This is a genomic window from Streptomyces sp. NPDC015131, assembly GCF_043079975.1.
Classification (GTDB): Bacteria; Actinomycetota; Actinomycetes; order Streptomycetales; family Streptomycetaceae; genus Streptomyces.
Window position 1 is genome coordinate 216408 of the sequence record NZ_JBIBVB010000009.1, and the last position, 12296, is coordinate 228703.

The 12296-nt window shown below is 73.5% G+C and carries 11 protein-coding genes; 2 read left to right on the top strand and 9 right to left on the bottom strand.

From position 1 onward, the window contains the following. The first annotated feature begins 84 nt into the window (after positions 1 to 84). Complete coding sequence (locus ACF08D_RS30805; RefSeq protein ID WP_392227410.1) at positions 85 to 843, top strand: transglutaminase domain-containing protein; 759 nt, start codon at positions 85 to 87, stop codon at positions 841 to 843. Here the strand turns inward: ACF08D_RS30805 and ACF08D_RS30810 are convergent. The 7 genes from ACF08D_RS30810 to ureA all read right to left on the bottom strand — a co-directional run bounded on the left by ACF08D_RS30810 (position 821) and on the right by ureA (position 8776). Continuing rightward, positions 821 to 1225: a nuclear transport factor 2 family protein gene (locus ACF08D_RS30810; RefSeq protein WP_392227412.1), complete on the bottom strand. Its 405-nt coding sequence runs from the start codon at positions 1223 to 1225 to the stop codon at positions 821 to 823. The two genes, ACF08D_RS30805 and ACF08D_RS30810, sit on opposite strands and share 23 nt — an antisense overlap. After that, the gene (locus tag ACF08D_RS30815) at positions 1209 to 2555 is read right to left on the bottom strand and encodes a hypothetical protein (RefSeq protein WP_392227414.1); all 1347 of its coding nucleotides are present in this window, start codon (positions 2553 to 2555) and stop codon (positions 1209 to 1211) included. Before ACF08D_RS30815 ends, ACF08D_RS30810 begins: the two co-directional genes overlap by 17 nt. Before the next feature lie 141 nt (positions 2556 to 2696). Beyond that, on the bottom strand, positions 2697 to 4355 hold the full coding sequence (gene cimA / locus ACF08D_RS30820) for a citramalate synthase (RefSeq protein ID WP_392227416.1): 1659 nt from the start codon (positions 4353 to 4355) through the stop codon (positions 2697 to 2699). Between the two features lie 280 nt (positions 4356 to 4635). Then, positions 4636 to 5208 (bottom strand): TetR/AcrR family transcriptional regulator, encoded by a 573-nt coding sequence (locus ACF08D_RS30825; RefSeq protein ID WP_392227456.1) that lies wholly within the window; start codon positions 5206 to 5208, stop codon positions 4636 to 4638. Between the two features lie 115 nt (positions 5209 to 5323). Next, positions 5324 to 6340, bottom strand: a complete 1017-nt coding sequence (locus tag ACF08D_RS30830; RefSeq protein ID WP_392227418.1) for an agmatine/peptidylarginine deiminase — start codon at positions 6338 to 6340, stop codon at positions 5324 to 5326. 10 nt (positions 6341 to 6350) lie between these two features. Then, the gene (locus tag ACF08D_RS30835; protein ID WP_392227420.1) at positions 6351 to 8072 is read right to left on the bottom strand and encodes an urease subunit alpha; all 1722 of its coding nucleotides are present in this window, start codon (positions 8070 to 8072) and stop codon (positions 6351 to 6353) included. Beyond that, complete coding sequence (gene ureA, locus ACF08D_RS30840) at positions 8069 to 8776, bottom strand: urease subunit gamma (protein ID WP_392227422.1); 708 nt, start codon at positions 8774 to 8776, stop codon at positions 8069 to 8071. Before ureA ends, ACF08D_RS30835 begins: the two co-directional genes overlap by 4 nt. A 133-nt stretch (positions 8777 to 8909) precedes the next feature. On the opposite strand from ureA, the gene ACF08D_RS30845 reads away from it, so the two are divergent. Then, on the top strand, positions 8910 to 10346 hold the full coding sequence (locus ACF08D_RS30845; RefSeq protein WP_392227424.1) for a cytosine permease: 1437 nt from the start codon (positions 8910 to 8912) through the stop codon (positions 10344 to 10346). A gap of 78 nt (positions 10347 to 10424) precedes the next feature. On the opposite strand, the gene ACF08D_RS30850 is transcribed toward ACF08D_RS30845, so the two are convergent. Together ACF08D_RS30850 and ACF08D_RS30855 are read right to left on the bottom strand one after the other, a co-directional pair. Next, the gene (locus ACF08D_RS30850) at positions 10425 to 11534 is read right to left on the bottom strand and encodes a branched-chain amino acid aminotransferase (RefSeq protein WP_392227426.1); all 1110 of its coding nucleotides are present in this window, start codon (positions 11532 to 11534) and stop codon (positions 10425 to 10427) included. A gap of 234 nt (positions 11535 to 11768) precedes the next feature. Continuing rightward, a partial coding sequence (locus ACF08D_RS30855) for an isocitrate/isopropylmalate family dehydrogenase (RefSeq protein WP_392227428.1) occupies positions 11769 to 12296 on the bottom strand: 528 nt, incomplete at its 5' end.

The window sequence follows — 12296 nt, forward strand, 5'->3', positions numbered from 1 at the left end:
CGTCGGCGTCGTACAGGAAGCCCCGTGGCTGCTACCGCCGGGGTGCTGTCCAGCACCCGCCGGGCCTCGGCCTACCATCCCGGCATGACGAGCACTCTGCTGACGCCCTGGTGGCGCGCCCGGCGGGGCGGGGGTTCCGGGGGGCGGGGCGACGACGGGTCGGTGGCCGCGACCCGGATCCTCGACCACCGGCACCCCGCCGTACGCGCACTGCTGGCGGACGCCCGTGCGGCGGCGGGGACCGGGGGCGAGCGGGCGGTGGTGCTCGCGGCGCACGGGCTGATCAGCGCGCGGGTGCGGCCGGTGTACGCCATGGACGACACCCGGCCCGCGTCGCGGACGCTCCGGCTCGGGCGCGGGTCGTGCAGTCAGCGGCTGGCCGTGCTGGAGGCGGTCGCCCGGGCGGCCGGGGTGCCCACGCGGGTGCGCGGGCTGCTGGTCGACGGCGCGTTCTGGTACCCGCGCTTCCCGCGCCTGCGGCGCCTGGTGCCGGACACAGTGGTCCTCGCGTGGCCCGAGTTCCGGCTGGGCGGTGCCTGGGTGAACGCCTCGGAGCTGTACGCGCCGCTGGAGGTGCTGGGCGCCCGCGAGCCGCGCGGGTTCACCAACACCGGGTCGCAGACGCTGTTCGAGGCCCTGGCCTCCACGGCCGTCGACTGGGACGGCGCGGGCGCCGGGTGCGGGACGGGCGGCTGCGCGGCGTACGACCTGTCGGCGATGGTCCGCCGCGACCTGGGGCGGTTCGCCTCGCGCGACGAGCTGTTCGCCGCGCACGGCCAGACGCTGTGCCCGCCCGCCCGGATCGCCGGGGGTGTGCTGCTCAGTCGGGTGACGCCGGCGTGATGTGGCTGAGCGCGCACCGCCAGCGGCCGTCGCGGCGCAGGAAGACGTCGGTGGTCCACTCGTCGGCGTCGAAGCGTTCGCCCTGGTAGTGGGCGGTGTTCACCACGCGGGCGGTGAACAGCGCGGTGTCGCCGTGGAGGCGGACGCGGGGTTCGCCGACCGGTTCCATCATCGCGTGGGTGAGGTCGCCGGAGGCGACGAGGGACAGGAAGTGCGCGCGGGTGGAGACGCCCGTGCCGGACACGATGACCCAGTCGTCGGTCATGTACGCACCGATGCGGTCCGCATCGTTGGCGACGATCGCGGCGGCCCAGCCGGCCACGGCGTCGGCGAGGTCGTCCCCCGCCTCGCCGTGGCCGGGTGCCTCAGAAGCCGCCGCCACCGAAGTCACCGCCCCCGAAACCGCCTCCGCCGAAGTCGCCGCCGCCGAAACCTCCGCCGTCGCCGCCGAAGTCCGTGGCGTTGAAGTCGCCGCCGGAGAAGTCGCCGCCCTCGTAGCCGGCGCCGCCGTACTCCGCCGCGTACGCCGGGGTGGAGAGCATCGAGCCGAGCATGGTGCCCATCAGCAGGCCGGGCAGCAGCCCGCCGCCGTAGTAGCCGCCGGCCCAGGGGCCGTACGCCGGTCCCGCCTCCCAGTAGGGGCGGCGGCCGTGCTCGGTGTCGACCGTGCGGGCCATCGGGTCCTGCCCCTCCGCGAGGCGCGCGGCGTCCGCGGCGCAGACCGGTACCTCGCGCACCGCGCCGCCGGCCGGGGCCCACTCGACCTCGGTGTCGGCGGGGCCGTGGCGCGGATCGAAGAAGCAGGGTGCCCGCCGCTCGGGAAGCGGGCGGCCCTCGCGGCGGGCGGTCAGGACGGCCAGGGCGTACCGGCCGTCCTGGAGGGCCTCGGTCACGCCCCGTACGTCATGGGGGTGCCGGGCCTGGCCCATCAGGGACTTGGCCCTGTCGTAGGAGTCGAGGGCGCGTTCGTAGTCGGCGCGCATGGCGTCGTCGGCGCCCTTCTCGGCGGGGTGGAAGTCGAGCCGGTCCAGCTCCTCGCCGTACGCGGTGATGTCCTCGTCGACGACGACCCGCAGCTTCTCCAGGGCTTCCTGCTCCTGGCGCTGCCGGGCGAGCCGGCGCCGGCGGGTGACGGTCAGGGCGGTGGCGCCGCCGGCCGCGGCCAGGGCGCCGACGGCGATCAGGCCGGCGACCGGGGCGCGCTCGCCGGGCACGCCGGACCAGGTGCTCGGGGCCTCGCCGCGGACCTGCGGCAGGGCCTGGTCGACGAAGTTGTTCAGCTCGGTGGTGGCGTCCACACCGGGGGTGCGGACGGACTGGACGACGTTCTGCACGGCCTGGTTGGACATCACCGCGCGGTCGGCGCCGGCGGCGAAGCCGTCGCCGAGGCGCACCGCGTACAGCCCGGTGACACCGGTCTGGGTGCGGAGGTCTCGCAGGAGGTCGGCCTGCGGGAACTCCGCGGTGGCGGGCAGCACCGCCACGAACACCGGTTTGTCGGCCTCGCGGATCCGCTCGGCCAGCGCGTCGGCCTGGGCCTCGGGCAGCTGGTCGGCGGCGTCGGGGTGGACGTAGACCGGGCCCTGTTTCAGGGCGTCGGCCGCGTCCTGGAGGCCCGTGGCCCTGGCGCTCGCACCGGGGGCCAGGGCCAGGAGCAGCAGCAGCGTCAGCCCCGCCAAGGCCGACAGAAGGGTGAACGGCCTGGTCCTCATACCATCGACGCTACCCCAAGAAGGGGTAAAGGGGACATATGCCGGAGGATAACGCCGGATGTACGCGGTGCCCGCCCGGACCGGATGTACGCGGAGCCCGGCCGGGGCGGGGCGGGTACAAGGGTCCCGCCCACGGCGGGCCTACTCGGCCGGGTCCAGTCCCGCCCGCAACAGTCCGTAGGTGTACGCGTCCTCCAGCGCCTGCCAGGACGCGGCGATCACGTTCTCCCCGACGCCGACCGTCGCCCACTCCCCCTCGCCGTCCGAGGTGGTGATGAGGACGCGGGTGGTCGACTGGGTGCCGTGCTTGCCCTCCAGGATGCGGACCTTGTAGTCCACCAGCTCCAGCTTGGCGAGCTGGGGGTAGATCCGCTCCAGCCCGGCGCGCATGGCGAGGTCCAGGGCGTTGACCGGGCCGTTGCCCTCGGCGGTGGCGACGATCCGCTCGCCCTTCGCCCACAGCTTCACGGTGGCCTCGTTGGCGTGGGTGCCGTCCGGGCGGTCCTCGACGATCGCGCGCCACGACTCGGTGCGGAAGTAGCGGCGGGCGCGGCCCTCGACCTCGGTGCGCAGCAGCAGCTCGAAGGAGGCGTCGGCGGCCTCGTACGTGTAGCCCTTCAGCTCCCGCTCCTTGACGCGCTCGACGACCCGGGCGACCAGGGTCCGGTCGCCGCCGAGGTCGACGCCCAGCTCCTTGCCCTTGAGCTCGATGGAGGCGCGCCCGGCCATGTCGGAGACGAGCATCCGCATGGTGTTGCCGACCCGCTCGGGGTCGATGTGCTGGTACAGGTCGGGGTCGACCTTGATGGCGGAGGCGTGCAGTCCGGCCTTGTGGGCGAAGGCGGAGACACCGACGTACGGCTGGTGGGTGGAGGGGGTCAGGTTGACCACCTCGGCGATGGCGTGGGAGATGCGGGTCATCTCCGTGAGCGAGCCCTCGGGGAGGACCTTCTTGCCGTACTTCAGCTCCAGCGCGGCGACGACGGGGAAGAGGTTGGCGTTGCCGACCCGCTCGCCGTAGCCGTTGGCGGTGCACTGGACGTGGGTGGCGCCCGCGTCGACGGCGGCGAGGGTGTTGGCGACGGCGCAGCCGGTGTCGTCCTGGGCGTGGATGCCGAGGCGGGCGCCGGTGTCGGCGAGGACGGTGGAGACCACGGCCTGGATCTGGGCGGGGAGCATGCCGCCGTTGGTGTCGCACAGGATGACGACGTCGGCGCCCGCCTCGTGGGCGGCGCGGACGACGGCCTTGGCGTACCCGGGGTTGGCGCGGTAGCCGTCGAAGAAGTGCTCGCAGTCGACGAACACCCGCCGGCCCTGGGCGCGCAGGTGGGAGACGGTGTCGCGGACCATCGCGATGTTCTCGTCGAGGGTGGTGCGCAGGGCCAGCTCGACATGGCGGTCGTGGGCCTTGGCGACCAGCGTGATGACCGGGGCGCCGGACTCCAGGAGCGCCTTGACCTGCTGGTCCTCGGCGGCGGTGGCGCCGGCCCGGCGAGTGGCGCCGAAGGCGACGAGCTGGGCGTGCCGGAAGCGGACCTCCTGCTTGGCGCGGGCGAAGAACTCGGTGTCCCGGGGGTTGGCGCCCGGCCAGCCGCCCTCGATGAAGCCGACGCCGAAGTCGTCCAGGTGCCGGGCGATGGTCAGCTTGTCGGCGACGGTGAGGTTGATGCCCTCGCGCTGGGCGCCGTCGCGCAGCGTGGTGTCGAAGACGTGGAAGCTGTCGTCGACGCCGGATCCGCCGTCGGCGGTGCCGGCCGCGCCGGTGGCGGCGGGGTGAAGACTGTCGGTCTCCGTGGTCATGACTGTCTTGGCTCCTGTCGGATGTGGCTCCGGGCTTCCTGGCTCCACCTGCCCCCATTCTCGCGCGCCGCCGTCCCGGCCCTGGTGGGGCCGGAAAACGAAAAGACCCCTCGCGGGTGCGAGAGGTCTGCGCGCGGGTCTGAGACACGGTGTCCACTGCCGCGGGGGTGCTGCCGCGGTTCAGTGGTCACTGCGGACCGGCGCGCTGCTGTCCATAATCATGGCGGTAGCAAGCACGTCCGCAGTGTGCCACAGACGGAGGGCCCGGTGGACCCGGGTCTCACGATGCGGGCGGGTCCGCGCCGTGGGTCGCGTGCGGGACGAGGGTGTCCTCGATGAACTCTCGTACGTGGGCGAGGACCGCCGCCCGGCCGGTGCCCGGTATGCCCACCGCCACATGGACGCTGAAGCCGTCCAGCAGGGCGCGCAGCCGGGCGGCGACGCGGTCGGGGTCCAGGGTGCGCAGCTCGCCGCGCGAGACGCCCTCGGCGAGCAGGGCGACCAGGTCGCGGTGCCAGGCGCCCTCGATGGCCGCCTGGCGGGCGCGGGCGTCGTCGTCGGCGTTCTGCGACCGGTTCCAGACCTCCAGCCAGAGCGTCCAGTGCGGGTCGCGCGGGCCGTCGGGGACGTACAGGTCGACGTAGGCGCCGAGCCGCTCCCGTACCGGGGCGGGACGGGAGAGCAGCGCGCGGCGTTCGGCGCCGAGCCGGCCCTCGCTCCACTCCAGGGTCTGGAGCAGCAGTTCGTCCTTGGTGCGGAAGTAGTAGAGCAGGTGCCCGCTGCTCATGCCGACCTCCCGGCCGAGGCCCGCCATGGTGAGCCCGTCGAGCCCGCGCTCGGCGATGGTCGCCATGGCGGCGGCGAGGACCTCTTCCCGGGGCGGCGCGGTGTTGCGCCGCCGGGCGGCCGGTGTCGTGGCAGGTTCGTTCACTCGTACGTTGTACCTGATCCTGGGCGGCCCGCCGGGGTCAGACCCTGGGCTGCTGCTGGGTGATGCAGTGGATGCCGCCGCCGCCGGCGAAGATGGTCCGCGCGTCGACCAGGGTGACGGTGCGGTCCGGGAAGAGGCGGCGGAAGATGCCCGCGGCGATCTCGTCGCGCGGGTCGTCGAAGGCGCACAGCACCACACCGCCGTTGCAGATGTAGTGGTTGATGTAGGAGTAGTCGACCCACTCGCCGTCCTCCTGGAGGACGGTGGGGGCGGGGACCTCCACGACCTCCAGCCGGCGGCCCTTGGCGTCGGTCTGCCTGCGCAGCAGTTCGACGTTGGCCTTGCACAGCTCGTGGTCGGGGTGGGAGGGGTCGGGCTGGGTGTGGGCGACCACGACGCCGGGGCGGGCGAAGGCGGCGACGATGTCGACGTGGCCGCGGGTGCCGTACATGCCGTAGTCGCCGGTCAGGCCGCGGGGCAGCCAGATCGCCTTGGTGGTGCCGAGCCTGGCGTGGATCTCCGCCTCGACCTGCTCGCGGGTCCACTCGGGGTTGCGCTCCGGGCCGAGCTGGACGGTGTCGGTGAGCAGGACGGTGCCCTCGCCGTCGACGTGGATGGCGCCGCCCTCGTTGACGAGGGTGGAGCCGTGCACGGGGACGCCCGCGAGGTCGGCCACATGCCGGGCGATCTTCGCGTCGTGCTCCCAGCGCGCCCAGTCGGCGGCGCCCCAGCCGTTGAACACCCAGTCGACGGCGGCCAGTTCCGAGCCGTTGCTGACGAAGGTGGGGCCGATGTCGCGCATCCAGGCGTCGTCCAGGTCCCGCTCGACCAGGTCGATGTCCGGGCCGAGCAGCTCACGGGCGGACGCCTGGTCGCCGGGGGCGTGGACCACGGTCACCGGCTCGAAGCGGCGTACGGCGCGGGCGACCGACGCCCACGCCTCGCGCGCCTCGCGCAGCTCCTCGTCGTTGGTGAAGGTCGGGTTGGGGCCCGGCCAGGCCATCCAGGTGCGCTCGTGCGGGGCCCACTCGGCGGGCATGCGGAAGGTACTCATGGGTGGGTCCTCAGAGGAAGTAGAGGCGGTTGAGGGAGACGGAGTCGGCGGGGTCCGAGCGGACCGGGTCGCCGTCGAGGGTGACGAGCCCGGTGCGGCCGTCGACGCCGACCTGGCCGATGCGGGAGTTGAGGAGCAGGTTCCCGGGGCCGATGCCCCGGGTGCCGCGTACGGCGACCCGGCGGCGGCGGGTGGGCATCAGGTCGTTGCCGGCCTGGGCGGCGGCGCCGGAGACGAACGCCACGGAGATGTCGGCGGCGGTGGCCCCGAAGGCGCCGAACTGCGGTCCGAGCACCAGGGGTTCGCAGGTGTCGGTGGCGGCGTTCGGGTCGCCCACGACCCCGTACGCGGGGAAACCCGCCTTCAGGACGAGCTGCGGCTTGGCGCCGAAGTACTCCGGCCGCCACAGCACGACGTCGGCGAGCTTGCCGACCTCCAGCGAGCCGACCTCGTGCGCGAGGCCGTGGGCGATCGCCGGGTTGATGGTGAGCTTGGCCATGTAGCGCAGGACGCGCGCGTTGTCGTCGCCGTCCCCGTCGCCCTCCAGCGGGCCCAGCTCGGCCTTCATCTTCCCGGCCATGGCGAAGGTCCGGCGTACGGTCTCGCCGGCCCTTCCCATGCCCTGCGCGTCCGACGACGTGATCCCGATCGCGCCGAGGTCGTGCAGGACGTCCTCCGCGCCCATCGTCCCGGCCCTGATCCGGTCGCGGGCCATGGCCGCGTCGCCGGGCAGGTCGGTCTTCAGGTCGTGTACAGAGACGATCATTCCGTAGTGCTCGGCGACCGCGTCCCGCCCGAAGGGGAGGGTGGGGTTGGTGGACGAGCCGATGACGTTGGGGACGCCCGCCATCTTCAGGACGTTGGGGACGTGCCCGCCGCCGCAGCCCTCGATGTGGAAGGCGTGGATGGTGCGCCCCTCCAGCACCTTGAGGGTGTCCTCCACGGACAGGCACTCGTTGAGGCCGTCGCTGTGCAGGGCGACCTGGACGTCGTACTCCTCGGCGACCCGCAGCGCGGTGTCGAGGGCGCGGGTGTGGGCGCCCATGTCCTCGTGGACCTTGAAGCCGGACGCCCCGCCCTCGGCGAGCGCCTCGACCAGGGGCGCGTCGTGGGAGGAGGAGCCGCGGCCGAGGAAGCCGATGTTGACGGGCCAGGCGTCGAAGGCGTTGAACGCGTGGCGCAGCGCCCAGGGCGAGTTGACGCCGACGCCCCAGACGGGGCCGAACTCCTGGCCGATGATCGTGGTGACCCCGGAGGCGAGGGACGCCTCCATGATCCGCGGCGACAGCAGGTGGACGTGGGTGTCGACGGCTCCGGCGGTGGCGATGAGGCCCTCGCCGGACACGATGGAGGTGCCGGTGCCGACGACCACGTCGACGCCGTCGAGGGTGTCGGGGTTGCCGGCGCGGCCGATGGCGTGGATGCGGCCCTCGCGGATGCCGATGGACACCTTGCGGATGCCCTGGACGGCGTCGATGACCAGTACGTTGCTGATGACGACGTCGCAGGTGTCGCGGACGGCGGCGGCCTTGAGGTGCAGTCCGTCGCGGGCGGTCTTGCCGAAGCCGGCGAGGAACTCGTCGCCGGGCTTCTGGGCGTCGGACTCGACGCGGACCGTGAGGCCCGAGTCGCCGAGGCGGACGCGGTCGCCGGCGCGGGGGCCGTGGGTGGCGGCGTACTCGTAGGGGGTGAGGCGGCGCGCTTCGGCGGGGTGGCCTCCGGGGCGGCTCATCGCTGGACCTCCTGGTCGGTCGTGTCCGGTACGCCGAGGTAGCCGCAGGCGGCGGCGCGGCGCAGGGCCTCTTCGCGGGCGCCGGGGGCGTCGAGCGGGCCGTCGACCAGCCCGGCGAAGCCGATCGCGATCCGGTCGCCGCCGATGGGCAGCAGGCCGACCTCCTCGCTCTCGCCCGGCCCGAAGCGGACGGACGATCCGGCGGGGACGGCGAGGCGCATGCCGTAGGCGCGGGCGCGGTCGAAGTCGAGCCGGGGGTTGGCCTCGAAGAAGTGGTAGTGCGAGGTGACGGAGACGGGCACGCTCGCGGTGTTGGTGACCCGCAGCCGTACCGCCGGCTCGGGGTCGTCGTGCATCGGCCCGGGCAGCAGGGCGCCGGGCGCGCCGGCCTCCTGGCTGCCGCCGCCGATGGGGTCGCTCACCACGGCGAGGCGGGAGCCGTCGTCGAAGACGGCCTCGACGTGCACCTCGGTGACGACGTCGGCGACGCCGGGCAGGACGTCGCCGGGGCCGAGCACCGAGCGGGCGGCCTCGATGGCCTCGGCGAGCCGCCGCCCGTCGCGGGCCGCCTCGCAGACGGTGTCCGCGATCAGGGCGGTCGCCTCGGGGACGTTGAGCCGCAGACCGCGGGCCCGGCGGGCCCGCGCCAGCTCGGCAGCGCCGAAGATCAGCAGCCGGTCGCGTTCCGTGGGGGTCAGTCGCACGTAAACCACACCTCCATGTTTGAGCACCACTCTAACCATAGAAATCCAGCCACGAAACCATTGACGTGGCCGTGAAGCATCAGTCACATTGAGCGTCACTCTAAAAGTCGACAAGCACAGCGGGGAGACGCCCATGCCGATTGAACAGCGCGGAGTCGACACCATCCCGGAGGCGGAACGCACCAGCGGGCCGCGGGACGTCGTCACGATCCTGCTCGGCTCGAACCTGTGCCTGGGCGTGATCGTGTTCGGCTGGCTGCCGGTGTCCTTCGGGCTGGGGCTGTGGCCCGCGATCACCTCCGTGGTCGCCGGCACGGTCGTCGGTGTGGCCTTCACCGCCCCGCTCGCGCTGGTCTCGCTGCGCACCGGCACCAACCTGTCGACGTCCAGCGGCGCCTTCTTCGGCGTACGCGGCCGGCTCGTCGGCTCGGTCGTCGGCCTGCTGCTGTCGCTGGGCTACACCGCGCTGACGCTGTGGATCGGCGGGGACGTGATGCTGGGCACGCTCGCCCGGCTCTTCGACGTGCCGACCGGCCCGGTGGCGCACACCCTGGTGTACGTCCTGCTCGCCGGCTGCACCGTCGTCGCCGCCGTGTACGGCTACCGGCTGCTGCTGCGGCTCAGCCGGTGCCTCGCCGTGGGCATGACCCTGCTCCTCGCGCTGGGCCTGCTGGCGTACGCGGGCGACTTCACCGCCGCGCCGCCGCCGGACACCCCCTACCTGCTGGGCTCCTTCTGGCCGACCTGGCTGCTCTCCGCCGTGGCGGCGGGGCTCAGCGGCCCGGTCGCCTTCATCACCCTGCTCGGCGACTACACGCGGTACGTCTCCCCCCGGCGGCACAGCGGCCGGTCGGTGCTGCGGGCCACCTGGGCGGGCCTCTTCCTCGGGCTGCTGGTGCCGCAGCTCTTCGGCGTGTTCACCGCGCTGGCCTCGCGCGCCTCGCTCGACTACGCCGGGCCGCTGGTGGCGACCGCCGCGCCCTGGTACCTGCTGCCGCTGCTGGTCGCCGCGAGCGCCGGTTCGGTCGGCAACGCGGGCCTGATGCTCTACTCGATGGGGCTGGACCTGGACGCCATCGTGCCGCGCGCCACCCGCGCCGCCTCCACCCTGGTGGTGGCCGCCGTGGCGACCGCGTTCGTGTTCGCCGGCCACTTCGCCTGGGACGCCCAGTCGGCGATGACGTCCTTCGTGCTGCTGCTGACCGCGATCGGCACGCCCTGGGCGGTGATCACCCTGATCGGCCACGCCCGGTGCGGCGGCCGGTACGACCCCGAGGCGCTCCAGGTCTACAACCGGCGGGCCCGGGGCGGGATCTACTGGTTCCGGGCCGGCTGGCACCCGCGCGCCACGCTGTCCTGGACGGTGGGCGCCGCCGTGGGCCTGGCGGGCGTCTCGACCCCGCTGTACGAGGGGCCGCTGCTGGCCCTGACCGGCGGGGTCGACCTGAGCTTCGTGCTGTCCGGGCTGGCCGGGGGCGCGGTGTACGCCGCGCTGACGGCCGGTTCCCGGGCCCCGGTCCCGGCCGGTGCCGCCGTCCCGGCGCCGGAACCCGAGACCGCCGCGTCCTGACGTCGCGGCGACACACGGCGGCGCCCGCGCCCCCGAGCGGGGGGCGCGGGCGCCGTCCGTGTCGTACCCGCCGCGGGGTCAGCGGACCGGGTGGGTCCAGCCGTGGGGGTCGCCGGCCGCGCCGGTCTGGATGTCCAGCAGCAGCTTGCGCAGCCGCATGGTGACCTCGCCGGGCTCGCCGCCCGACTGCGTCCACTCGCCGCCGGCCGTCTTCACGGTGCCGACCGGGGTGATGACGGCGGCCGTGCCGCAGGCGAAGACCTCGGTGAGGGTGCCGTTCTCGCTGTCGCGCCGCCACTGGTCGATCGAGACCCGGGCCTCCTCGGCCTCGTACCCGAGGTCCCGGGCGAGCCGGAGGAGCGAGTCACGGGTGATGCCCGCGAGCAGGGAGCCGGTCAGGGTCGGGGTGACGATCCGCGTCGGGCGCCCGTCCCCGCCCCCGTACACGAAGTAGAGGTTCATCCCGCCCAGCTCCTCGACCCACCGGTGCTCGACCGCGTCGAGGTAGGCGACCTGGTCGCAGCCCCGGGCGGCGGCCTCGGCCTGGGCGAGCAGCGAGGCGGCGTAGTTGCCGCCGGTCTTGGCGAAGCCGATGCCGCCGGGGACGGCGCGGACCCGGTCCTCGGAGAGCCAGATGGAGACCGGCTTGACCCCGCCGGGGAAGTACGCGCCGGCCGGCGAGGCGATCACCAGGAACAGGTACTCGTTGGCCGGGCGGACCCCCAGCCCGACCTCGTTGGCGATCATGAACGGGCGCAGGTAGAGCGACTCCTCCCCGCCGTGCGGCGGGACCCACGCCTGGTCCTGACGGACCAGCGCCTCACAGGCGGCGACGAAGGTCTCGACCGGCAGCTCCGGCATGGCGAGCCGCCGGGCGGAGATCTGGAACCGCTCGGCGTTGGCCTCCGGGCGGAACATCGAGACCGAGCCGTCGGGACGGCGGTACGCCTTCAGCCCCTCGAAGATCTCCTGCGCGTAGTGCAGGGTCATGTTCGCCGGGTCGATGGACAGCGGCGCGTACGGCGTGAGCTGGGCGTCGTGCCAGCCGCGCCCCTCGGTCCACTTGATCGTCACCATGTGGTCGGTGAAGTGGCGGCCGAATCCGGGGTTGGCCATCATCGCCTCGCGCTCCGCGTCGGACAGCGGGTTCGAGGAGGGCTTGAGCTCGATCGTGGGCGTCGTCGTCATGAGTGCTTGTCCTTCACCGTGTGTGTGTGACGGACCGCGCTCACGCCACTGCTGCCAGGACGTCCGAGCTTTCCGCATGCCGCGGCCCCGCGTTCGATTATCGCGCGCGTGGCCGCGGGGAAGAAACGGCTGAGTGCGGTCCAGGGTTGATGGTGGCACCCGGGGCCGCACAGGAGAAGCCGCCGGGTGCGTGTGCGACCCGGCGGCTGGGTGGGGTGGTCCTCAGTCGGCGGGTCAGCTCGCTACGCGTACCGCGAGCGCGTCGCCGATCTCGTCCGTCGTCCGGGGTGCGGAGGTGTCGCGTTCGGCGAGGTCGGCGGCGACGGCCTCCTCGATGCGGACGGCCTCGGCCTCGTGGCCCAGGTGCCGCAGGAGCAGCGCGACGGACAGGACGGTGGCGGTGGGGTCGGCCTTGCCCTGGCCCGCGATGTCCGGCGCGGAGCCGTGGACCGGCTCGAACATCGAGGGGAAGGCGCCGGTGGGGTTGATGTTGCCGGACGCGGCCAGGCCGATACCGCCGGTCACCGCGGCGGCCAGGTCGGTCAGGATGTCACCGAAGAGGTTGTCGGTGACGATCACGTCGAACCGCTCCGGCTGGGTGACGAAGAAGATCGTCGCGGCGTCGACATGCAGATAGTCGGTGGTGACCTCGGGATACTCCGCACCGACCGCGTCGAAGATCTTCTTCCACATGTGCCCGGCATAGACCAGGACGTTGTTCTTGTGGACCAGCGTCAGCTTCTTGCGCGGCCGGGCCTGAGC